The organism is Streptomyces doebereineriae (genome assembly GCF_031845645.1).
Classification (GTDB): Bacteria; Actinomycetota; Actinomycetes; order Streptomycetales; family Streptomycetaceae; genus Streptomyces; species Streptomyces canus.
Window position 1 is genome coordinate 810,285 of record NZ_JAVREZ010000002.1, and the last position, 20,782, is coordinate 831,066.

The 20,782-nt window shown below is 70.6% G+C and carries 20 protein-coding genes and 2 tRNA genes; 14 read left to right on the forward strand and 8 right to left on the reverse strand.

Annotated elements, in window-relative coordinates; all coding sequences use genetic code 11:
• Positions 1 to 42: 42 nt before the first annotated feature.
• The gene (locus RNB18_RS09245) at positions 43 to 471 is read right to left on the reverse strand and encodes an SSI family serine proteinase inhibitor (RefSeq protein ID WP_311713627.1); all 429 of its coding nucleotides are present in this window, start codon (positions 469 to 471) and stop codon (positions 43 to 45) included.
• A 153-nt stretch (positions 472 to 624) separates the two neighbouring features.
• On the opposite strand from RNB18_RS09245, the gene RNB18_RS09250 reads away from it, so the two are divergent.
• The 4 genes from RNB18_RS09250 to RNB18_RS09265 all read left to right on the forward strand — a co-directional run bounded on the left by RNB18_RS09250 (position 625) and on the right by RNB18_RS09265 (position 5,180).
• Positions 625 to 715, forward strand: a tRNA-Ser gene (locus RNB18_RS09250).
• Positions 716 to 903: 188 nt separating this feature from the next.
• Positions 904 to 976 (forward strand) — tRNA-Arg (locus RNB18_RS09255).
• A gap of 182 nt (positions 977 to 1,158) precedes the next feature.
• Entirely contained in the window at positions 1,159 to 1,578 is a 420-nt protein-coding gene (locus RNB18_RS09260) for a hypothetical protein (protein WP_311713628.1), read from the forward strand.
• Complete coding sequence (locus RNB18_RS09265) at positions 1,575 to 5,180, forward strand: tetratricopeptide repeat protein (protein ID WP_311713629.1); 3,606 nt, start codon at positions 1,575 to 1,577, stop codon at positions 5,178 to 5,180. The genes RNB18_RS09260 and RNB18_RS09265 overlap by 4 nt, the downstream gene beginning before the upstream one ends.
• Before the next feature lie 147 nt (positions 5,181 to 5,327).
• Here the strand turns inward: RNB18_RS09265 and RNB18_RS09270 are convergent, their stop codons facing one another.
• Positions 5,328 to 5,531: a hypothetical protein gene (locus RNB18_RS09270; RefSeq protein WP_311713630.1), complete on the reverse strand. Its 204-nt coding sequence runs from the start codon at positions 5,529 to 5,531 to the stop codon at positions 5,328 to 5,330.
• 211 nt (positions 5,532 to 5,742) lie between these two features.
• On the opposite strand from RNB18_RS09270, the gene RNB18_RS09275 reads away from it, so the two are divergent.
• Positions 5,743 to 6,228, forward strand: a complete 486-nt coding sequence (locus RNB18_RS09275) for an NUDIX domain-containing protein (protein ID WP_311713631.1) — start codon at positions 5,743 to 5,745, stop codon at positions 6,226 to 6,228.
• Here the strand turns inward: RNB18_RS09275 and RNB18_RS09280 are convergent.
• The 3 genes from RNB18_RS09280 to RNB18_RS09290 all read right to left on the reverse strand — a co-directional run bounded on the left by RNB18_RS09280 (position 6,213) and on the right by RNB18_RS09290 (position 7,610).
• Positions 6,213 to 6,377, reverse strand: a complete 165-nt coding sequence (locus RNB18_RS09280; protein WP_311713632.1) for a hypothetical protein — start codon at positions 6,375 to 6,377, stop codon at positions 6,213 to 6,215. The two genes, RNB18_RS09275 and RNB18_RS09280, sit on opposite strands and share 16 nt — an antisense overlap.
• 40 nt (positions 6,378 to 6,417) lie before the next feature.
• Positions 6,418 to 6,966, reverse strand: coding sequence for a GtrA family protein (locus RNB18_RS09285; protein WP_311713633.1), 549 nt, complete (start codon positions 6,964 to 6,966; stop codon positions 6,418 to 6,420).
• A gap of 155 nt (positions 6,967 to 7,121) precedes the next feature.
• Positions 7,122 to 7,610 (reverse strand): MarR family winged helix-turn-helix transcriptional regulator, encoded by a 489-nt coding sequence (locus RNB18_RS09290; RefSeq protein WP_311713634.1) that lies wholly within the window; start codon positions 7,608 to 7,610, stop codon positions 7,122 to 7,124.
• A 135-nt stretch (positions 7,611 to 7,745) separates the two neighbouring features.
• Between RNB18_RS09290 and RNB18_RS09295 the strand changes: the two genes are divergently transcribed.
• The 9 genes from RNB18_RS09295 (at position 7,746) to RNB18_RS09335 (ending at position 18,786) form a co-directional block, all read left to right on the forward strand.
• Positions 7,746 to 8,117, forward strand: coding sequence for an HGxxPAAW family protein (locus RNB18_RS09295; protein WP_311713635.1), 372 nt, complete (start codon positions 7,746 to 7,748; stop codon positions 8,115 to 8,117).
• 498 nt (positions 8,118 to 8,615) lie between these two features.
• Positions 8,616 to 9,491 (forward strand): DUF2797 domain-containing protein, encoded by an 876-nt coding sequence (locus tag RNB18_RS09300; RefSeq protein ID WP_311713636.1) that lies wholly within the window; start codon positions 8,616 to 8,618, stop codon positions 9,489 to 9,491.
• An 18-nt stretch (positions 9,492 to 9,509) separates the two neighbouring features.
• Positions 9,510 to 10,001, forward strand: a complete 492-nt coding sequence (locus RNB18_RS09305) for a hypothetical protein (RefSeq protein ID WP_280858775.1) — start codon at positions 9,510 to 9,512, stop codon at positions 9,999 to 10,001.
• Between the two features lie 177 nt (positions 10,002 to 10,178).
• Positions 10,179 to 10,919: a response regulator transcription factor gene (locus tag RNB18_RS09310; protein WP_054235077.1), complete on the forward strand. Its 741-nt coding sequence runs from the start codon at positions 10,179 to 10,181 to the stop codon at positions 10,917 to 10,919.
• Positions 10,916 to 12,562: a sensor histidine kinase gene (locus tag RNB18_RS09315; RefSeq protein ID WP_311713637.1), complete on the forward strand. Its 1,647-nt coding sequence runs from the start codon at positions 10,916 to 10,918 to the stop codon at positions 12,560 to 12,562. Before RNB18_RS09310 ends, RNB18_RS09315 begins: the two co-directional genes overlap by 4 nt.
• A 14-nt stretch (positions 12,563 to 12,576) precedes the next feature.
• On the forward strand, positions 12,577 to 14,061 hold the full coding sequence (locus RNB18_RS09320) for a bifunctional glycosyltransferase family 2/GtrA family protein (RefSeq protein ID WP_311713638.1): 1,485 nt from the start codon (positions 12,577 to 12,579) through the stop codon (positions 14,059 to 14,061).
• Positions 14,061 to 16,283, forward strand: a complete 2,223-nt coding sequence (locus RNB18_RS09325; protein WP_311713639.1) for an ArnT family glycosyltransferase — start codon at positions 14,061 to 14,063, stop codon at positions 16,281 to 16,283. The genes RNB18_RS09320 and RNB18_RS09325 overlap by 1 nt, the downstream gene beginning before the upstream one ends.
• Before the next feature lie 116 nt (positions 16,284 to 16,399).
• Positions 16,400 to 17,881, forward strand: coding sequence for an MFS transporter (locus RNB18_RS09330; protein ID WP_311713640.1), 1,482 nt, complete (start codon positions 16,400 to 16,402; stop codon positions 17,879 to 17,881).
• A gap of 143 nt (positions 17,882 to 18,024) precedes the next feature.
• Entirely contained in the window at positions 18,025 to 18,786 is a 762-nt protein-coding gene (locus tag RNB18_RS09335; RefSeq protein ID WP_311713641.1) for a TetR/AcrR family transcriptional regulator, read from the forward strand.
• 20 nt (positions 18,787 to 18,806) lie between these two features.
• Here the strand turns inward: RNB18_RS09335 and RNB18_RS09340 are convergent, their stop codons facing one another.
• The 3 genes from RNB18_RS09340 to RNB18_RS09350 are packed head-to-tail and all read right to left on the reverse strand — an operon-like array spanning position 18,807 to position 20,740.
• A complete protein-coding gene (locus RNB18_RS09340; protein ID WP_057609263.1) occupies positions 18,807 to 19,280 on the reverse strand; it encodes a PPOX class F420-dependent oxidoreductase in 474 nt (157 codons plus the stop codon).
• A gap of 4 nt (positions 19,281 to 19,284) precedes the next feature.
• On the reverse strand, positions 19,285 to 19,884 hold the full coding sequence (locus RNB18_RS09345) for a class I SAM-dependent methyltransferase (RefSeq protein WP_311713642.1): 600 nt from the start codon (positions 19,882 to 19,884) through the stop codon (positions 19,285 to 19,287).
• Between the two features lie 34 nt (positions 19,885 to 19,918).
• Positions 19,919 to 20,740, reverse strand: a complete 822-nt coding sequence (locus tag RNB18_RS09350; RefSeq protein ID WP_280858768.1) for a YceI family protein — start codon at positions 20,738 to 20,740, stop codon at positions 19,919 to 19,921.
• Positions 20,741 to 20,782 lie beyond the last annotated feature (42 nt).

Genomic DNA, 20,782 nt, shown 5'->3' on the forward strand with positions numbered 1-20,782 from the left:
GCACGACGAAGTGAAGTAGAACGTGTGACCGCCCCTCGGTGGCTAGGTGCCCATGCTGGGGAGGAGCGGCACGAACCGGTCCCAGCGTGCGATGTCGCATCCGTCGCTCCGGTCGAACGAAGTGTCCACGGGGCGCCCGGCCCAGGTCCCCGTGACGTGGGCGGTGGCGGGACCGCCGTAGAGCATGGTGCAGAAGCTGCCCTCCGGGACGGGGGCGAAGGTGTCCTTCCCCCAGCGGGTGTTCCGCTCCAGGACGGCGCAGGCCCCGGGGAGGTCGGGGTGGGTGCCGCGGGTGGGGTGACAGTCGACCTCGAAGGTCCCGTCGGCGCCGCTTCCCGCATCCCGGACGGTGACGGTGAGATGGTCGCCGCCGTCGGTGTACGCCGACGCGGGGGTGGGGGCCAGGGCGGCCAGGAACAGGGGGAGGGGGCTTAACCGGGCGAGCCGGCCGAGCCGGGTGACGTATGACATGCCCTGACTAACGCCGGACGGCGCCGTACGTTGCGCCGAAGCACTTTGCCCTGCGCCCCGCCTGCCTAGTACCGTGGGAACCGATTGGTGGCACGACCTCCGGCTGTGTCATCATCTGCACGCACCACTCGCGCTCGCGCGGGCGGCTGTGCGGGAGGCGTCGCCTAGTCCGGTCTATGGCGCCGCACTGCTAATGCGGTTTGGGACTTCAATCCCATCGAGGGTTCAAATCCCTCCGCCTCCGCGCAAGATCACCGAAGCCCCGGTCCGAGCGACCGGGGCTTCGTCGTTGTCCCCCTGCCCTGAGGGGTGTTTTCGCAGGTCACAATGGCTACGGCAAACGGATTTCACATGCGAGCGGCAGTCATGTAATGTTCTTCCTGTCGCCGCGAGCGGCCCGGAAGGGCAAGGAACGGCGAGAAAACAGAACAAGCACTCGTAGCTTAACGGATAGAGCATCTGACTACGGATCAGAAGGTTGCAGGTTCGAATCCTGCCGAGTGCACAGCAGTTCAAAGCCCCCTCCGGGATCATCCCGGAGGGGGCTTTGTCGTGCTGTGCTCCGGCGAAGAACCAGCAAACAGCAACCGGCAGCACCCCGCTTCTGGCGTTTCGGGTCGGCACGGAGTGGCGTTTCCTTACGCTTGGTTTGCGGTACAAGCAAAGCCGCAGCCCGAGGAGTTGTGGATGAGTGCGGAGATCGTTCAGTTCGTGGGCCAGGCGGGCCCGTACCTGACGGCAGCCCTGGGGGCCTATGGCGCGGGAGTGTTGACCCGGACCGAGAACGCTGCGGTCGACGCGACGGCGAACGTGGGGCGGCGGATGCTGCAGTCGGTGTGGCGTCGTCGGGACGAGCCGGGGCGGGCCGCACTGGAGGCGGCTGTGCAGGACGCGGCTGAGGCAACCGACGATGAGGACGCGGCAGCAGCACTGCGGCAACAGCTCAGGCGTGCGGTACGCGAGGACGCCGAGTTGTTGCGGGAACTGGTCGAGTTGCTGCCCGCCACCGGTGGGCCGGTGACGGTGACCGCGTCGGGTGAGCGGGCCATCGCCGCCCAGACGATCGGTACTGCGATCACCGGTGACAACGCCACGCTCAGGCCGTGAGCAGTGATCAGCTGTCCACGTCGAGTGGGCCACAGGCCTCCGGTCCCCGATCGGTCGCTGCCGCCGGCAGCATCGCGGTAGCGATCACTGGCGATGGCGCCCGGGTGGTGATGCTGCCGCCGGAGGCGGTGCGGTGGGCGCGGGAGGTGAGCGCGCCGCCGGGGGCAGCGAATTTGCCGGGGTCCGCGTCGGGGGTGTTCGTCGGCCGGGACCAGGAACTGAAGCGGTTGCGGGAGCTGCTCGCCCGGGAGGGTGAGGCTGCGGTGACGCAAACCCCGTCCCAAACACGGGCCATCCACGGACTGGGCGGAATCGGGAAGAGTTCGCTCGCGCTGCACTATGCCCACGAGTACCGGCGGGACTACACGTTGGTGTGGTGGATCACCGCCGATTCCACCGAACAGATCGTCACGAGTCTGGCCACGCTGGCAGTGCGGCTGTGCCCGCAATGGGCGGCAGCAGTGGGCGTGGAAGAGCGTGCGGCATGGGCGATCGTGTGGCTGCAGTGGCATCCGGGCTGGCTTCTGGTCTTTGACAACGTCGAGGACCCGACGGACCTGCGCCACTACCTTGGCGCCCTGGCGGACGGCCATCACCTGGCCACCAGCCGGAAGGCAACCGGCTGGCACACCATCGCCCCGACGATGGCCTTGGGCCTGATGGACCCGGACGCGTCCGCCGACCTGCTGTGCACACTCGCCCTCGGCCAGGGACAGCCGACCCCGGAACAGCGACGCCAGGCCACTGATCTGGCTGCCGAGCTCGGGTATCTGCCCTTGGCGCTGGAGCAGGTGGGGGCCTACCTCCACCAGACCGGTACCCCTCTGGGTGTGTACCAGCACTTGCTGGGACGGGGCCTCGACAGGGCCGCGGACGGCACCGACCCGGAACGCACGATCGCCCGCATCTGGCTCCACACTCTGACCGCGATCGAAGGCCGTGATCCGCTCGCCGTCAAACTCCTGTACACGGTCGCATGGCTGGCCCCCGATGACATCCCCCGGACTCTCCTTGCCGCGCTGGCCACCGATCCGATCGCGCTGGGCGACGCCCTGGGCGTGCTCCACGCCTACAACATGATCGCCTTCACTGCCGACCGCCGGAGCATCACGGTGCACCGCCTGGTGCAGATGGTGGTACGCGCCCGCGCCACCTCTGATCCCAGCGCCGTCGCCCTGGGCCGGCAGGAGGCCGAACAGGCTCTGAGGCAGGCCGTCCCCAACGGGAACGCCGCTGCCACGGAGGCGAACACGCGGTGGGAACGTCTGCTCCCCCACGTCTTCGCCCTGGCCGAATCCACACCACCGAGCCGCCCCGCCTCGACCGAGACCACCGGCATCTACCGCGCTGCCGCCCAGTACCTGTTCCGGCAGGGCCGCGATGCCCACTCCATCCCTCTGCGCACTGCTGTCCTTACGCGGTCTGAGCAGGTGCTGGGGGACACCCATCCCGACACCCTGATCAGCCGCAGCAGCCTGGCCCGGGCCTACGGGGCGGCGGGGGATCTGGAGCGGGCCATCCCGCTGTTCGAGTCCACTCTCGCCCAGCAGGTGCTGGTGCTGGGCGATACCCATCCCGACACCCTGATCAGCCGCAGCAGCCTGGCCGGTGCCTACGGGGACGCGGGGGATCTGGAGCGGGCCATCCCGCTGTACGAGTCCACTCTCGCCCAGCAGGTGCTGGTGCTGGGTGACACCCACCCCGACACCCTGATCAGCCGCAACAGCCTGGCCGGTGCCTACGAGGACGCGGGGGATCTGGAGCGGGCCATCCCGCTGTACGAGTTCACCCTGGCCCAGCGCGAGCAGGTGCTGGGCGACACCCACCGTTTCACCCTGAACAGCCGCAACAACCTCGCCCTCGCTTACATGGCGGTGGGGGACGTGGCACGTGGCATCCCGTTGCTCGAGTCCACGCTCGCCCGGCGCGAGCAGGTGCTGGGCGACACCCACCCCTCCACCTTGACCAGCCGCAACAACCTCGCCCTCGCCTACGAGGAGGTGGGGGATCTGGAGCGTGCCGTCCCGTTGTTCGAGTCCACCCTCGCCGAGCGCGAGAAGGTGTTGGGCGGAACTCACCCTCAAACGTTGACCAGCCGTATCAACCTGGCCGGCGCGTACCGGTCGGTGGGGGATCTGGAGCGGGCGATCGCGCTGTTCGAGTCCACCCTGGCCCTGTGCGAGGGAGTGCTGGGTGACACCCACCCGGACACCCTCATTGCCCGCAACAACCTGGCCGGCGCGTACCGGGCGGCGGGGGATCTGGAGCGGGCCGTCCCGCTGTTCGAGTCCACCCTCGCCCAGCGCGAGCAGGTACTCGGCGACACCCACCCACGTACGTTGACCAGCCGTAACAACCTGGCCGGCGCCTACAGGACGGCGGGGGATCTGGAGCGGGCTATCGCGCTGTTCGAGTCCACCCTCGTCCAGCGGGAGCAGGTACTGGGCGACGCTCACCCCTCCACCCTGATCACCCGCAACAGCCTTGCAGGCGCGCACCAGAAGGCCGGGAATCTGGAGCGGGCTATCGCGCTGTTCGAGTCCACCCTGGCCCAGCGGGAGCAGGTGCTGGGTGACACCCACCCCGACACCCTGGTCAGCCGCAGCAGCCTGGCCTGGGCCTACGAGGAGGTGGGGGATCTGGAGCGGGCGATCGCGCTGTTCGAGTCCATCCTGCACCAGCGCGAGCAGACGCTGGGCGACACCCACCCCCGTACGTTGACCAGCCGTAGCAACTTGGCCTACGCCTACAGGTCGGTGGGGGATCTGGAGCGGGCGATCGCGCTGTACGAGTCCACCCTGGCCCAGCGGGAGCAGGTGCTGGGCGACACCCACCCCGATACCCTGACCAGCCGCAACAACCTGGCCTACGCCTACAGGACGGCGGGGGATCTGGAGCGGGCCATTCCGCTGTACGAGTCCATCCTCCACCAGCGGGAGCGGGTGCTGGGTGACACTCACCCCGACACTCTGCTCAGCCGCAGCAGCCTGGCCTGGGCCTACGAGGAGGTGGGGGATCTGGAGCGGGCGATCGCGCTGTACGAGTCCACCCTGGCCCAGCGGGAGCTGGTGCTGGGTGACACCCACCCCGATACCCTGACCAGCCGCAACAACCTGGCCTACGCCTACAGGACGGCGGGGGATCTGGAGCGGGCGATCGCGCTGTACGAGTCCACTCTCGCTCAGCGGGAGCAGGTATTGGGTGACACCCACCCTTCCACTCTGATCACTCGTAGCGGCCTGGCCGGCGCGTACCGGGCGGCGGGGGATCTGGAGCGGGCGATCGCGCTGTACGAGTCCACCCTGGCCCAGCGGGAGCAGGTGCTGGGCGACACCCACCCCGACACCCTGACCAGCCGCAACAACCTCGCCATCGTCTACGAGGATGCGGGGGATCTGGAGCGGGCCATCCCCCTGTACGAGTCCACTCTCGCTCAGCGGGAGCAGGTACTGGGTGACACCGACCCTCGTACGTTGGTCAGTCGTAGCAATCTGGCCGGCGCCCGCAGAGCCGGCGAGACCGCACAGCGACCTGATGCGGCAACCCCAGCAACGGCCCCTGACCTTCAGCTCCCCTCAGACCCTCCCGAGCGACCGGAATGACCAGCACGACGGCCTGCTCGGGGCATATCCGCGCATCGTCACCCGTGCCCGCCCGTCGCTGTCCCCGCCCCCGCCCCCGACATACGAGAGGCCCCGGAGTGGGATCTCCGGGACCTCTTGCGGTGGGGTGATGGCGTGGCAGCGAGGTCATGCGGCGGTCGTGGCCAGGCCGTGGAAGGCCTGGGTGGTGCGGGGGTGGGCGAGTTCGTCGAGCAGGTGGCGCCAGTCGGGGTCGGCCGCGGCGGGGTGGGCCAGGTCCCAGGCGGTGAGCAGCGGGGCCAGTTCGCTCTCGGGGGAGATCTCGATCGACGGGGAGGACAAGGAGGGCGGGGAGGACAGCAGCGGGCTCATGGGGTTCCTTCCGGAGGGCGACGCACGGAGGGGGGCGGTGAACTCGGGGGCCGGGCCCGGGATCCGGGATCCGATGGCTTCTACGATGCCGTCGATTCCGGGGCGGCGACATGGAGCCCGCCGCCCGGTCCGGGGTGGGGGCAGCTGCACCCCCAGGGTGTCGGCAGCCCCCAACATGGCGTTGTCGTACCCCTCTGTCATCGTGACCGTCATGGGCGAACTGGTGGAGCGCGTGGACGAGGAGGACCGGGTCATCGGGGTGGTGGACCGGGCGGAGGCCATCGAGAAGGGGTGGCTGCACCGGATCGCGACCACGGTCTGCCGTGATCCGGACGGGCGGATTCTCATGCATCGGCGGCCGGAGAACGATTCCCGTTTCCCGGGGCAGTACAACTGGCTGGTGGGCGGGGCGGCGGAGGTCGGGGAGTCGTACGAGGAGGCCGCGGCCCGTGAACTCGCCGAGGAACTGGGGGTGTTCGGGACACCTCGCTTCCTCTTCAAGTTCCTGTGTCGCGGCGAGATCAGCCCCTACTGGCTCGGGGTGCACGAAGTCGTCGTGACCGGAGCGCTCGTGCCCGATCCGGCGGAGATCGCGTGGCACGGCTGGTTCGGAGAGGCCGAGTTGCTGGAGGCGGCCGGGCGGGCGACGTTCGTGTCCGACGCGGCGGAGGCTCTGAGACGTCACCTGGCGGCCTGAACGCCCAGAGCCTCGGCAGCGCCTCCCACCGACTGGGCGCCCGACTCCGGTCGAGAGATCTGGCGCAGGGCGTCCAGGTGGCCCAGCATCGTCGAGTCGGTGGCGGCGCCGTAGAAGGGGCCGGGCACGTTGCGCCAGTACCCGCGCACGACAGCTGCCTTCGGGGCGAGCGGCCGCGGTGACCGTACGTCAGCAGGTGGCGCCCACGGCGGCCTGGGTGAGCACGGGGCGGGGCAGGGGGAGCACGGGTCGCCGGGGCCGGAGCGGGCTCTTGCGGCCGCTCGTGAAGACGAACAGGCGCAGGACCAGGAAGCGGCCGATGCCGGCCAGACCGGACGCGGTGAGGTAGACGGCCTGTTCCGTGAGCATGCCGGGCGCCGACTGGATGACGTGGAGGAGGAACATCGCGGCGCAGGTGACGGCGTACGCGGCCGCCGCGGAGCCGGAGGACTGGAGGTGCCTGCGCCAGCCGGGGCGGCGGCCGGTGCCGAAGGTGAACAGGGCGTGGAGCTCGGTGCACAGGAGCGTGGAGGCGACGGTGATCACCGCGTTGGCGACCGCCCACGGCATCGTCATCGCCACCAGCGGTACGGCGAAGCTGGAGAGGACGCCGATCCCGCCACCGCAGACGACGAAGCGGACGAAGGAGGCGAGGGGGCCGGGGGCGGCCGGGGAGGGCGAGGAGGACAAGGAGGGCGAGGACGGGGACTGGGTCCTGTCGGCCGTCTGCGGCTCCATGGTGTTTCCTCCGGCTCGGCGCGGGCTTCTCGATCCGCCTGATCCGGGGTGGATCGGCTGAGATCAACGATGCCGTCGCGGGCTCGCCGTAACGATGGAGTGCCCTCCCGAATGGGAGGTGGGGCTAGCTCCACCCCCGGGGTGGGGCGGTCCCGCTACTCGCCGTCCGCGTCCTTCGCCCGCAGCTCCTCGATATAGGCGAGCGCGAGGTTCGTCGAACGGCTGAACCAGTCGTGGAGTACGGCGATCTCGTCGGCGGAGTAGCCCGCGAAGACGGCGTCGAGGCGGTCGTAGTACGGCTGGTAGAGGGCGACGACCTTGGCCACGGCGTCGGGCAGCGCGGCGACCCGGACGCGGCGGCGGTCGGTGGGGTCGGGGACGCGGGTGACGTAGCCGCCGCGTTCGAGGCGGTTGAGGATGCCGGTGACCGCGCCGGTCGTGACATGGGCGTGCTCGGCGAGGTCGCCCGCGGTGAGGAGGTCCTCGCCGGCCTTCAGGACGCAGGCGAAGGACAGCAGGTCGGTGACGTTCAGACCCAGCCGTTGGGCCATCTCCTGCTGGCCGAGGTGGGCGGTGGCGATGAAGAGGTCCATCGCCTCCCGTGTCTGGGCCGGAGTGGCGTTGGGGCGGGGCTCGGCGGACATCGGGTTCCTGATTCTCTGGGGCGTTGGCAGGGCGCGAGGCGTTCGCAGGGGCGCGTTCTGCGGATTTCTCTTAGCGCGTGAGAGGTTTCTGCGCTAAATTTCTTAGGGAGTGAGGGATCGGGTCGAGGAGGATCTGTGAGTGCACATCAGTATGACGAGGGGCACACGGTCGCGGGGTGGACCGGATTCGGCATCGCGACCGTCGGGACCGCCGTGCTGGGGCTGGGGGTGTGCACGGTGTCCGGTGTCGCGATGGCCGGTGGTCTCGCGATCACCGCGGTGGGCGCCCTCGTCACCTGGGCCCTGCACCTGGCCGGTTGGGGCAAACCGCCGGGGCGCCGGCCGCGCGAGCAGTGGGGGATGCGAGTGCGGGACACGAGCGCGCGGCAGGGGCACGCCGGGTGTGTCGGGTGCCGGATGGCCGGACGAGGAGGTTCGCGGACCCCGGTGGTCGAGCCCAGGGTGGGGGCGCCGGCGGAACCCGTCGCCGTGGAGTCGGTGGGCTGAACTCCCCGCCCGGGAGTCCTCGCGTCCCGGCTCCCGCGCCCGGTCTTCGGCTCCCGTGACGGGTCTCGGGCTTGTGCGGACCGGGTCTTCGGCTCCCGCGCCCGGTCTTCGGCTCCCGTGACGGGTCTCGGGCTTGTGCGGACCGGGTCTTCGGCTCCCGCGACCGGCCTTCGGCTCCCGCGACGGCGCTCCGGCTTGTGCGGACGGGACTTCGGCTCCCCCGACCGGCCTTCGTCTCCAGCTCGTGCGGATCGGGTCTCGGGCATCTGCCGACCGGGTCGCCGGCTTGTGCGGACGGGTCTCGGGCTCCCGCGGACCAGTCTCCGGCTCCCGTGACGGGTCCTTGGCTCCCGCGACCGGTTCTCCGGCTCCCGTGGACCAGTCTCCGGCTCCCGCGGACCGTGTCAGGACCCTGAGGACCGGCCTCGGACCCCGTGGACCGGCCTCGGACCCTCGCGTGATCCCCGTTGTCAGTGGTGCCCCCTACCCTCGTGAGGGATGGCACAGGCATGGAGATGCTCGGGGCTGCGGTGGTCGGCGGGTGGGCCCGGGCTGCGGTGGGTCGGTGGTCGGCGCAGTGCGCTGACCTGGGGGAAGCGGGTGGCCTTCGGGGTCGCGGAGGGGGGTGTGCGGACATGTGTGGGAGCGCGGGGGCATGCGTGTCCGGCGCGGGCCGCGGTGTCGGGGCGGAGCACGGGGGCGCGGTGCGAGGAGTGTGCGCGGCTTGACCGGGCACACTCCGTGGCCGCCGACACCCTCGCGGACGATCCCCGTCCGTACCGGGTGTACCTGGCGTGGTTCGGGCCCGGCATGGTCAAGGTCGGCATCACGGCGTACGAGCGGGGGAGCGCGCGCCTGTGGGAACAGGGCGCCGTGTGCTTCAGCTGGCTCGGCACCGGTCCGCTCATGGCCGCCCGGCGCACCGAGGAACTGCTGCGGGCAGCGCTCTCGGTGCCGGATCGCATTCCGTACGGCGACAAGCGGGCCGTCCGGTCCGCCCTGCCGGCGTCGGCCGCCGAGCGGGCCGCCGAGATCGCCGAACTGCACACGCGGGCGGTGGCACTGGGCGGCTGGCCCGAGTCCCTGGAGCGGGCGCCCTACGAACCGGTCGATCACGTCGAGGTCTTCGGCCTCGCCGGCCTGCCCACCGCCGTCGGTGAGGTGAGCGAGCTCGTCGCGGGCGGGTCGGTGGGCGGTCGTCTCGTCGCGGCCGCCGGCCCGGACCTGCACCTGGAGACGGAGGGCGGGGGAGTCGTCGTACTGGACACACGGCTGATGACCGGGTGGGATCTGGTTCCGGCCGACGGGGCGGAAATCACCGTGCCGATGAGAGAGTTCAAGGAGATGCCGGGGGTTCAGGACGGGTTGTTCTGATGAGGGGGAGGGCCGGGGATGGACGTCACGGTGCAGTGGATACGCACGTCGTGGACGAAGCAGTCCCGTGGCGGCGAGGCCGCGACAAGGAGGAACGCGGCTCCGGTCGGCTTCGTGTTGCCGCCGTCCGCGGTGGGGCGCGACGGGGAGCCGTTCGTCCACGCGGTCCGGATGGACGAGCGGGACGACTTCGTGCCGCACGACCACCAGGGCGACAGCCTCAGAGGCGTCGACGTCCAACTCCGTGAGGCCGACGGGCGGTTGCGGGTCCTGCCCAGGGTGAGACCGATGTTCGGGGTGCCGCCCCGGCCGCGGCGGCGTCCGGGCGTGCGGCTCGAGCCCGGGCAGTGGGTGCGGTGGCGGCTCAACTACCGCTTCAGCAGCGCCGTAGGGCTGCGGGACTGGTCGTACTGGCTGGACACCTTCAACATCGCCTACGGCCCGGTCGGCGCCGAGGTGTTCCTCGGCGCGCCGACGGTTCATGTGGACGAGCAGGGGCCGGTCCGGTAGCGGTCGGAGTCTCGGGCGGGTGGCTCGTCCACCCCGTCTCGTCCACCCCGTCGAACACGTCCGCCTCGTCGAACAAGGGATTCCCCAGGCGTTCCCTGAGAGCCGCCTGTGCGTTTCTCAGGAAAATCACAGATATCCGAAAGGGTGCTCTCAGGGGGCCCCGACATGGTGTTGGCCATGACCACGACCTCGCCCCAGGGGCGCACCGAACTGCTGAGGCCGGACGGGAGCCCCGTCCGGGTGCTTGTGGTGGACGACGAGCTGTCGATCACCGAACTGCTCTCCATGGCCCTGCGCTATGAGGGATGGCAGATCCGGAGTGCGGGAGACGGCCAGGGTGCCGTTCAGACCGCGCGGGAGTTCCGGCCCGACGCCGTCGTTCTCGACATGATGCTTCCCGACATGGACGGACTGGCCGTCCTCGGGCGGCTTCGGCGTGACCTGCCGGACGTGCCGGTGTTGTTCCTGACCGCGAAGGACGCCGTCGAGGACCGCATCGCCGGGCTCACCGCCGGTGGCGACGACTACGTCACCAAGCCGTTCAGCCTCGAAGAGGTCGTGGCCCGGCTGCGTGGGCTCATCCGCCGGTCCGGTGCCGCCGACCGCCGCAGCGACTCCGTGCTGGTCGTCGGTGACCTCACCCTCGACGAGGACAGCCACGAGGTCTCGCGCGCGGGAGAGAACATCCACCTCACCGCGACCGAGTTCGAACTGCTGCGCTTCCTCATGCGCAACCCCCGGCGGGTGCTCAGCAAGGCGCAGATCCTCGACCGCGTGTGGTCGTACGACTTCGGCGGCCAGGCCAACGTCGTCGAGCTCTACATCTCCTACCTGCGCCGGAAGATAGACGCGGGACGTGAGCCGATGATCCACACCCGGCGCGGAGCCGGCTATCTGATCAAGCCCGCCGCCTCATGAGCGGACGACGACGGCCGCGGGCGCAGAAGCGAGCAGGGCGAGCAGGCAAGCCGCGCACGCTGCGGACGCGGCTCGTCGTCGCGTCGGTGGTGCTGATCGCCGTGGTCTGCTCGGTGATCGGCACGGTGACGACACTGGCGTTGCGGTCACATCTCTACGACCAGCTGAGCGGCAAGCTGAACGAGGCCTCGTCACGGGCGGCGCCGCGCGACTTCCCGCCCGGGAAGTTCGCGAACGGCGCCAACGGCGACGGTGACGACAAGAACGGCCAGCTCGGCGCGCAGGCCAACCAGCAGAAAACCCCCGCCACGTTCGTCATCGGCCCGGGGCCGGACGGCACGATCGCCGCCAAGCTGGAGAACGGCAAGATCACCGATGCCAAGCGCGGGGTGAATTCCGGCTCCGACCAGAACTTCGGGATGACCGCCGAGAACCTCACGGCCGCCCAGATCAAGGTGCTGAACACGGTCCCCAAGGACAACAAGCAGCACAAGGTGGAGCTGCCCGGTATCGGTGACTATCTCGTCCGGTACTCCAGCAACGACACCTCCGCCTATTACGTCGCCCTCCCCACCACGGACGTCGACGCCACCATCGACACCCTGATCCTCGTGGAGATCAGCGTCACCGCCGCCGGTCTCGGCGCGGCCGTCATCGCCGGTTACGTCCTGGTCGGGCTCGCCACCCGCCCCCTGCGCAGGGTCGCCAACACCGCCACCCGGGTCTCCGAACTCCCGCTCCACACCGGCGAGGTCAACCTGAGCGAGCGGGTGCCCGAGTCGGAGTGCGATCCGCACACCGAGGTCGGACAGGTCGGCTCCGCGCTCAACCGGATGCTGGACCACGTCCACGGCGCCCTGCACGCACGCCAGCAGAGCGAGATGCGGGTGCGCCAGTTCGTGGCCGACGCCAGTCACGAGCTGCGGACCCCGCTCGCCTCCATCCGCGGGTACGCCGAGCTCACCAGACGCGGCAGAGAAGAGGTCGGCCCCGACACCCGGCACGCCCTGGGCCGTATCGAGTCCGAGGCGGGCCGTATGACGCTGCTCGTGGAGGACCTGCTGCTGCTCGCGCGCCTGGACGCCGGGCGGCCGCTGCAGTTCGAGCAGACCGACCTCATCCCGCTCGTCGTGGACACCATCAGTGACGCCCGAGCGGCCGGCATGGACCACAACTGGCGCCTCGACCTGCCCGACGAACCCGCCCTCGTCTCCGGTGACGCGGCTCGTCTCCAGCAGGTGCTCATCAACCTGCTCGGCAACGCCCGCAAACACACCCCGGAGGGCACCACCGTCACGGCGCGGATCCAGCGCCGCGGCCCCTGGATGTGCGTGGACGTCGAGGACAACGGCCAGGGCATCCCGTCCGACCTGCTCCCGCACGTCTTCGAACGGTTCGCGCGCGGTGACTCCTCACGCTCGCGTGCCTCCGGCTCGACGGGTCTCGGCCTCGCCATCGTGCAGGCCGTCGCGACCGCGCACGGCGGCGCCGTGACCGTCGACAGCGTTCCCGGGCGCACCGTGTTCACCGTGCACCTGCCAGCTGTCGGTCCCGCGACCCCGCGTCCGGCACCCGAAACGAACTGGCAATCGCACTCACAGGCACAGCACAGCGCCGCCATATGGGTGCAACAGGGGGCTTGACCAGAGTCGTTCACATGCGAACCGACTCTTCTCCCGGCACCCTGCCGGCGCGGGAGCACCTCCCGGCCGGCGACGCCGGTACGCCTGTCCTGGACGTAGTGATCCCCGTCTACAACGAGGAGAAGGACCTCCAGCCGTGTGTGCTGAGACTGCACGAGCACCTCAAGCGCACGTTCCCGTACGCGTTCCGCATCACCATCGCGGACAACGCTTCGACGGACACCACTCCCCTGGTGTCGCAGCGGCTGGAGGCGGAGATCCCGGAGGTCAAGGCCTTCCGGCTGGAGCAGAAGGGGCGCGGCCGGGCCCTTCGGACCGTCTGGTCCGCCTCGGACGCCCCGATCCTCGCGTACATGGACGTGGACCTGTCCACCGACCTCAACGCCCTGCTGCCGCTGGTGGCCCCGCTGATCTCGGGCCACTCCGACCTGGCGATCGGCTCCCGGCTCGCCCGCAGCTCCCGGGTCGTGCGCGGCCCCAAGCGCGAGTTCATCAGCCGCGCCTACAACCTCATCCTGCGCGGCTCGCTCCAGGCCCGTTTCTCCGACGCGCAGTGCGGCTTCAAGGCCATCCGGCGTGACGTGGCGCAGGTCCTGCTGCCGCTCGTCGAGGACACCGGCTGGTTCTTCGACACCGAGATGCTGGTCATCGCCGAGCGCGCGGGGCTTCGTATCCACGAAGTGCCCGTCGACTGGGTCGACGACCCCGACTCCACCGTCCACATCGTGAAGACGGCGACCGAGGACCTCAAGGGGGTGTGGCGGGTGGGCAAGGCCCTGGCGAGCGGATCGCTGCCGCTGGACCGGATCACCCGGCCGTTCGGCGACGACCCGCGCGACCGCGAGATCCAGGACGTGCCCACGGGGCTGGCCCGCCAGCTCGTCGGGTTCTGTGTGGTCGGCGGTCTGTCGACCCTCTTCTACCTGGTGCTCTACAGCGCCTTCCGCCAGTTCGGCGGCTCCCAGATCGCCAACGCGCTGGCCCTGCTGGTCTCCGCGGTCGCCAACACCGCCGCCAACCGGCGCCTGACCTTCGGGGTGCGCGGGCGGGGCGGCGCCGTCCGGCACCAGGCGCAGGGCCTGGTGGTCTTCGGTATCGGCCTCGCGCTGACCAGCGGCTCGCTCGCCGCGCTCAACGCGGCCAGCAGCGACCCCGCGCACTCCACCGAGCTGGCGGTGCTGATCGCCGCCAACCTCGCGGCGACCGTGCTGCGCTTCCTGCTCTTCAGGGCCTGGGTCTTCCCCGACCGCGACGACGACCAGCCCCGCTCCACGGTGGTGGCCGGCCACAGCCCGTCCTCGCCGACCCACTCCACCCAGCAGCCCTACGCGCCGCTGCCCCAGCGCCCCACCGCGCACCAGTACGCCACGGCGCCGCAGTCGCCGTACGAGACAACCGAGTTCCGCGCCGGTGAAGCCGCGGAGCAGCGCTCCTGGAGGGACGCCACCGTGCAGTTGCAGCCGGTGCGCCCGACCGACACCGACCCGAGGAACTCCTGATGACCACGCAGACCGACCATCCGACCCAGCAGGGTTCCGGGTGGGGTCCGGCGGCGACGGCCCCCGAGGCGCCGGTCGCTCCCCCGGCCCCCGAGTCCGGTGAACCCCAACAGCCCCTCGCGCGGAGACTGTGGCGCGGCCGCCCGGAGGACCCGCGCTGGGCACGCCCGGCCTTCTGGGGCCTGCTGCTCGCGACCGCGGCGCTCTACTTCTACAACCTGAGCGCCTCCGGCTACGCCAACTCCTTCTACTCGGCGGCCGTCCAGGCCGGCACCAAGAGCTGGAAGGCGATGTTCTTCGGCTCGCTGGACGCGGGCAACGCCATCACCGTCGACAAGCCCTCGGCCTTCCTGTGGCCGATGGAGATCGCGGCCAGGATCTTCGGCCTGAACTCGTGGACGATCCTCGGCCCCGAGGTCCTCATGGGCGTCGGCACGGTCGCCGTCGTCTACGCGTCCGTGCGCCGCCGGTTCAGCCCCGGAGCAGGTCTGATCGCGGGCGCCGTGCTCGCGCTCACCCCCGTCGCGGCGCTGATGTTCCGGTTCAACAACCCGGACGCCATGCTGGCCCTGCTGATGGCGCTGGCCTGCTACTTCGTCGTCCGTGCCATCGAGGACGGCAAGACGAAGTGGCTGGTGTGGGCGGGCGTCGCGATCGGCTTCGCGTTCCTCGCGAAGACCCTCCAGGCCTTCCTGATCCTGCCGTCGCTGGCGATCGTGTACGCGGTCTGCGCGCCGGTCTCCCTGAAGAAGCGCCTCGGTCAGCTGGCCGCCGCGACCGGTGCCCTGATCGTCTCCGGCGGCTGGTGGGTCGCGATCGTCGAGCTGTGGCCCGCCTCCTCCCGCCCCTACATCGGCGGCTCGCAGAACAACTCGTTCCTCGAGCTGACCTTCGGCTACAACGGTCTCGGCCGTCTGAACGGCGAGGAGACCGGCAGCATCGGCGGCGGTGGCGGCGCCGGCGGCACCGGACAGTGGGGCGAGACCGGCTGGGACCGGATGTTCAACTCCGAGATCGGCGGCCAGATCTCGTGGTTGCTGCCGGCCGCGCTGATCCTGCTGGTCGCGGGCCTGGTGGCGACGCGCAAGCTCAAGCGGACGTCGGTGACCCGCGGTTCGTTCCTCGTCTGGGGCGGCTCGCTGCTGATCACTCTGGTGGTCTTCAGCTACATGGCGGGCATCTTCCACCAGTACTACACGATCGCCCTGGCCCCCTACATCGCCGCCGTGGTCGGCATGGGCGCCGGGACCCTGTGGGAGAAGCGCGCCGAGATGTGGGCCTCGCTCACCCTCGCGGCCTCCGTCGTGGCGGCCTCGGCCTGGGGGTACGTCCTCCTCAACCGCACCCCCGACTACCTGCCCTGGCTGAAGTGGCTGGTCCTGACCGGCGGCCTGGTCGCCGCGCTCGGCCTGATCTTCGTGGCCAGGCTCGGCCGACAGCTGGCGCTCGGTGCCGCGGCCCTGGGCATCATGGCCGCGCTCGCCGGTCCGACGGCGTACACGCTGAGCACGGTGAACTCCGCGCACACCGGGTCCATCCCGACGGCCGGCCCCGCGGGCGCGAGCATGATGGGCGGCGGTCCCGGTGGCGGCGGGCGCGGCGGCTTCGGCGGCGGCACCGGCGGCCCGGGCGGCCAGACCCAGAACGGCAACGGCACCACACAGGGCCAGGGTCAGCAGGGCCAGGGCTTCCCGGGCGGCGGCACGGGCGGTACCGGCGGCTTCGGCGGCGGGATGCCCGGCCAGAACGGCAACACCCAGGGCAACGGCAACACGCAGAACCAGCAGGGCGGCATGCCCGGCGGCACCACAGGTGACGGCGGCGGCATGGGCGGAGGCGGCGGTGTCGGCGGCCTGCTCAACGGTGCGTCCGTCTCCGCCGAGGCCAAGAAGCTGCTGACGGCCGACGCGGACGACTACACCTGGGCGGCGGCCGCGATCGGCGCCCAGAACGCCGCGAGCTACCAGCTGGCCACCGACGAGTCCGTCATGGCGATCGGCGGCTTCAACGGCACCGACCCGTCCCCGACACTGGCCCAGTTCAAGGAGTACGTGGCGGACGGAAAGATCCACTACTTCATCTCCAGCGGCTCCGGCGGCGGCATGGGCGGCAGCAGCAGCGGTACGTCCTCGCAGATCACCTCGTGGGTAGAGGCCACCTTCAAGAAGGTGACGGTCGGTTCGGCCACCTTCTACGACCTCACCCAGAAGGCGAGCGGCTGACGTAGGACCGGATCAGGGCACAGGGGCGGCAGCCGCGTGGGTTGCCGCCCCTGTGCCATGTCCGTAGCCGGAAAGTTTGTTGTACAGCGTATGGGAACTGTTCTACGGTGTACGGCATGTCCGCTCCCGCTCCCGTCACCGTCTCCCAGGGCCATCCCCAGCGCTGGCTGATACTCGGCGTCATCTGTCTCGCGCAACTGACCGTGCTGCTCGACAACACCGTCCTGAACGTCGCGATCCCCTCGCTCACCCGGGAACTGGGCGCGGCCACCTCCGACATCCAGTGGATGATCAACGCGTATTCGCTGGTGCAGTCCGGTCTGCTGCTCACCGCGGGCAGCGCCGCCGATCGCTACGGCCGCAAGAAGCTGCTGATGGCGGGCCTGGCCCTGTTCGGCGTCGGCTCCCTGGTGGCCGGTCTCGCCACCACCAGCGCACAGCTGATCGCGGCCCGCGCCGGCATGGGCGTCGGCGGCGCGCTCCTCATCACCACCACGCTCGCCGTCGTGGTCCAGATCTTCGACGACAGCGAACGCGTGAAGGCGATCGGCCTCTGGTCGACGGTCAACTCGCTCGGCTTCGCCGTAGGACCGCTGCTCGGCGGCGTGATGCTCGACCACTTCTGGTGGGGCGCGATCTTCCTCATCAACATCCCGGTCGCGGCCATCGGCCTGGTGGCCGTCCTGGCCCTGGTGCCCGAGTCCAAGAACCCGCAGGGCGACCGCCCCGACCTGCTCGGCGCACTGCTCTCAACGATCGGCATGACGAGCGTCGTCTACGCGATCATCTCCGGCCCGGACCACGGCTGGACCTCCGCCACCACCCTCACCTCCGCCGCGGTCGGAGCCGTGGTGCTGACCGGGTTCGCCGTATGGGAACTGCGCGTCCCGTACCCCATGCTCGACATGCACTTCTTCCGCAACCAGCGGTTCACCGGGGCCGTCGCGGGCGCGATCCTCGTCGCCTTCGGCATGGCGGGCTCGCTCTTCCTGCTCACGCAGCACCTGCAGTTCGTCCTCGGATACGACCCGCTGGAGGCCGGACTGCGGACGGCGCCGTTCGCCCTCACCATCGTCGCCCTCAACCTCACCGGGGTCAGCGCGAAGCTCCTGCCGAGGGCCGGCACACCGCTCACCATCGCCATCGGGATGACCTGTCTGGCGGTGGGCCTCGCGGCGATCGCCGTGCTCGGCCGTCACGGGTACGGCGGCATGCTGGCCGGCCTGGTCGTCATGGGCGCCGGGGTCGCCTTCGCGATGCCGGCCATGGCCAACGCCGTCATGAGCGCGATCCCTCCGGAGAAGGCGGGGGTGGGAGCCGGTATCAACGGAACGCTCGCCGAGTTCGGGCAGGGGCTCGGGGTCGCGGTGCTGGGCGCGGTGCTGAATTCCCGCTTCGCGGCGCTGGTCCCGGTGGCGGCGGCGTCCTTGCCGGCGGCGCTGGCGCAGGCGGGGTCGGCACAGGAGCGGGCCCGGATCACCGAGGCGTTCGCCTCCGGCCTGGAGAGCAGTCAGTTGGTGGGGGCGGGCGCTGTGTTGCTGGGCGGAGTGGTCGCCGCGGTGTTGCTGCGGCGGGCTGAGCAGGCAGAGGGTGCCTAGGAGCTCGGAGCTTCGGGCCGTCGGCGGGTGCGAGTCCGTCGTGGCTGGTCGCGCCCACGCGGCGGAGCCGCACAACGATACGGCTCGCGCCCGGTAAGGCCTAGCATCTTTGCAAGTGGACGGATGCTTTCGAAAGGTGCGCCATGCCCAACGCAGGTCAGAAGGCCTCGGGTCGGACCAGTGTGTGGCTGGAGGGCAAGGTGCGCCGGAGCGGCCGTGGCGGCGGGCAGCCGTCGGGGCTCGACCGGGACCGGATCACCGAGGTGACGGTCCGTCTCCTGGACGCCGAAGGACTGGCCAAGTTCTCCATGCGGCGGCTGGCCGCCGAACTGAACGTGACCGCGATGTCCGTCTACTGGTACGTCGACACCAAGGACGACCTCCTCGAACTCGCCCTGGACGCGGCCTTCGGCGAACTGGAGCTGCCGGACCCGGAGGCCGACGAGGACTGGCGGGACCAACTGCGCACGGTGGCCAAGGAGTACCGGGGCCTGCTGGTCCGGCACCCCTGGGTCTCACCGCTGGCCGGGACGTTCCTCAACATCGGCCCCAACTCCCTGGCGCTCTCCCGGATCGTGCACCGGGTCATCCGCAAGACCGGCCTGCCCGCACACGGCATCACCGGCGCGATCTCCGCCGTCTTCCAGTTCGTCTACGGCTTCGGCACCATCGAGGGCCACTTCATCGCCCGCTCCGCCCAGGCCGGCATGACCCAGGAGGCCTACTTCCGCCACGCCATGACCACCGCCACCCGGGCTCCCGGCGCCGCGGAGATCCTCAAGGAGAACGAGGAGATCATGACGGCGAGGGGAGGCGACACGGTGGAGGAGATGAGGGACCGGGACTTCACGTTCGCCCTGGACCTGTTGATCAAGGGAATCGAGGCGATGGCCGGACCCGCTTAGGTGCGCCGACCCAGGGCCCCTCAGGCGTCCGGCGAAGCCAACCGCTCGGGAAATCCACCGGTAGCCACAGGACCCCACCGCACCGGCGTCACCCGAATGATCGACTTGCCCTGCTTCACCATCGCCGCCCGGTACTCGTCCCAGTCGGGGTGCTCCCCTGCGATGTTCCGGTAGTACTCCACCAACGGCTCCACGGACTCCGGCGAGTCGACGACCTCCGCGGTCCCGTCGACCTGCACCCACGGTCCGTTCCAGTCGTCGCTCAGCACGATCACGCTGACCTGGGAGTCCCGCTTCGCGTTGCGCGTTTTGGCCCGCTCGGGGTACGTCGAGACGACGATCCGCCCGGAGTCGTCCACCCCGCAGGTCAACGGCGAGGCCTGCGGTGACCCGTCCCCCCGCCGCGTCAGCAGGATCGCCCGGTGCCGGGGCCGTACGAAGTCCAGCAACTCGTCCAGCGAGACGGCCTTGTTGGTCGCAATGTTCGGTGCCATGACGTCAGCCTAGTTGGAGCGCCACGGCGTTCCAGTGAACCGCCTCACGGCCGAGTCGGTCGGCTTTCTCGTCCACGATCCGCAGCAGCTTCAGCCCCGCCCCTGCCCCGTGCCCGGCGACCTCCTCCGGCGCGATGTCGAACATCTGCCGGTCCGCCGGTGGCTCACCGCGCCGCAGGGTGATCAGCAGGATGCCGCCGGGGGCGAGCAGTTCAGCCAGGCGCCGCATGGCGAGGGGCCGTTCCTCCGGCCGCAGGTGCATCCACACCGCGGACAGCAGGACGAGGTCGTACGGCCCCTGGACGCCGGGTATCTCCGGGAGGGCACCCGCCCGCCAGGCCACCCCGCTGCCGGGATGCAGCCCCTCGGCCAGGTCCCGCAGCTCCGCCACCGGCTCCACCGCATCGACCGTGAACCCGCGCCGGGCCAGCGCCGCCGCGTCCCGCCCCGTCCCCGCGCCGACGTCCAGCGCCCGCGCGGGCGCCTCCGGCAGCAGATCCAGCAGCGCCTCGTGCACCGACTCGAAGGAGACGCTCTCGTACACCCTTCCCAGCCGCTGCGCCGACTCGGCGTAGTAGGCCTGTACCCCCGTGGTTCGCTCCATGCCAGAACGGTACGACCTGCCACTGACAACGGCCTCAGGCCTGCGGCAGCGACTCCCCCTGTACCGCCTGGACATCGAGCTCGACCTTCAGCGTCGTACCGATCGCCGCGATCCCCGCCTGCACGACCTGGTTGTAGTTCATGGCGAAGTCCTCCCGCCGAAGCTGGGTGGTGGCCCGGAAGGCGGCACGGGTCCCGCCCCAGGGATCGGCCCCCGTCCCCAGATACGCCAGGTCCAGGTCGACGGGGCGCACGACACCACGCATCGCCAGCTCACCCCGCACGGTCCACCGGTCCGTACCGGCCACGGCCAGCCCCGTGGACCGGTACGTGATCTCCGGATACCGCTCGACGTCCAGGAAGTCCGCCGACCGCAGGTGCTCGTCCCGCATCGCGTTCCCCGTGTCGATGGACGCCGCCCGGATCACCGCCTCCACCCGCGACTTGGTCACGTCGTCCGGGGCGACCTCGATCGCCGCCGTGAAGTCGGTGAAGCGGCCGTGCACGCTGGAGATGCCCAGGTGCTGGGCGACCGCGCCCACGCCGGAGTGGGCCGGGTCCACGGTCCAGGGCCCCGGCGGCGGGAGTTCCGCCCCGCCGATGCGGGCCAGCGTGACCGTGCCGACCTCGGCCCGGCCGCTCGCGGTGACGATCGCGCTCGACGCGGCGGGCGCGTAGCCGACGGCCGTGACGATGACGGTGTACGGCCCCGGCTCCAGCGGTGTGCCGTCCCGTACCGCCCCTTCGGCGTCCGCCTCCGCGCGCAGCACCTGCGTCCCGGTCATGTCGGTCACCGTGACGACCGCGTGCGACACGGCCCAGCCGTCCCGGGTCCGGATCCTCGCGCTCAGTCCCATTTCACGTAACTCCTCGAAGAAGACCGGCCCGTGGCGGGCGCG

Excerpts from the sequence above, each read along its gene's own strand:
- RNB18_RS09260 (WP_311713628.1), top strand. The coding sequence starts at position 1,159 with ATGAGTGCGGAGATCGTTCAGTTCGTGGGCCAGGCGGGCCCGTACCTG.
- RNB18_RS09335 (WP_311713641.1), top strand. The coding sequence starts at position 18,025 with ATGCCCAACGCAGGTCAGAAGGCCTCGGGTCGGACCAGTGTGTGGCTG.
- RNB18_RS09245 (WP_311713627.1), bottom strand. The coding sequence starts at position 471 with ATGTCATACGTCACCCGGCTCGGCCGGCTCGCCCGGTTAAGCCCCCTC.
- RNB18_RS09270 (WP_311713630.1), bottom strand. The coding sequence starts at position 5,531 with ATGAGCCCGCTGCTGTCCTCCCCGCCCTCCTTGTCCTCCCCGTCGATC.
- RNB18_RS09345 (WP_311713642.1), bottom strand. The coding sequence starts at position 19,884 with ATGGAGCGAACCACGGGGGTACAGGCCTACTACGCCGAGTCGGCGCAG.
- RNB18_RS09275 (WP_311713631.1), top strand. The coding sequence starts at position 5,743 with ATGGGCGAACTGGTGGAGCGCGTGGACGAGGAGGACCGGGTCATCGGG.
- RNB18_RS09325 (WP_311713639.1), top strand. The coding sequence starts at position 14,061 with ATGACCACGCAGACCGACCATCCGACCCAGCAGGGTTCCGGGTGGGGT.
- RNB18_RS09350 (WP_280858768.1), bottom strand. The coding sequence starts at position 20,740 with ATGGGACTGAGCGCGAGGATCCGGACCCGGGACGGCTGGGCCGTGTCG.
- RNB18_RS09320 (WP_311713638.1), top strand. The coding sequence starts at position 12,577 with ATGCGAACCGACTCTTCTCCCGGCACCCTGCCGGCGCGGGAGCACCTC.
- RNB18_RS09310 (WP_054235077.1), top strand. The coding sequence starts at position 10,179 with ATGACCACGACCTCGCCCCAGGGGCGCACCGAACTGCTGAGGCCGGAC.
- RNB18_RS09285 (WP_311713633.1), bottom strand. The coding sequence starts at position 6,966 with ATGGAGCCGCAGACGGCCGACAGGACCCAGTCCCCGTCCTCGCCCTCC.
- RNB18_RS09315 (WP_311713637.1), top strand. The coding sequence starts at position 10,916 with ATGAGCGGACGACGACGGCCGCGGGCGCAGAAGCGAGCAGGGCGAGCA.
- RNB18_RS09305 (WP_280858775.1), top strand. The coding sequence starts at position 9,510 with ATGGACGTCACGGTGCAGTGGATACGCACGTCGTGGACGAAGCAGTCC.
- RNB18_RS09300 (WP_311713636.1), top strand. The coding sequence starts at position 8,616 with ATGGCACAGGCATGGAGATGCTCGGGGCTGCGGTGGTCGGCGGGTGGG.
- RNB18_RS09290 (WP_311713634.1), bottom strand. The coding sequence starts at position 7,610 with ATGTCCGCCGAGCCCCGCCCCAACGCCACTCCGGCCCAGACACGGGAG.
- RNB18_RS09340 (WP_057609263.1), bottom strand. The coding sequence starts at position 19,280 with ATGGCACCGAACATTGCGACCAACAAGGCCGTCTCGCTGGACGAGTTG.
- RNB18_RS09330 (WP_311713640.1), top strand. The coding sequence starts at position 16,400 with ATGTCCGCTCCCGCTCCCGTCACCGTCTCCCAGGGCCATCCCCAGCGC.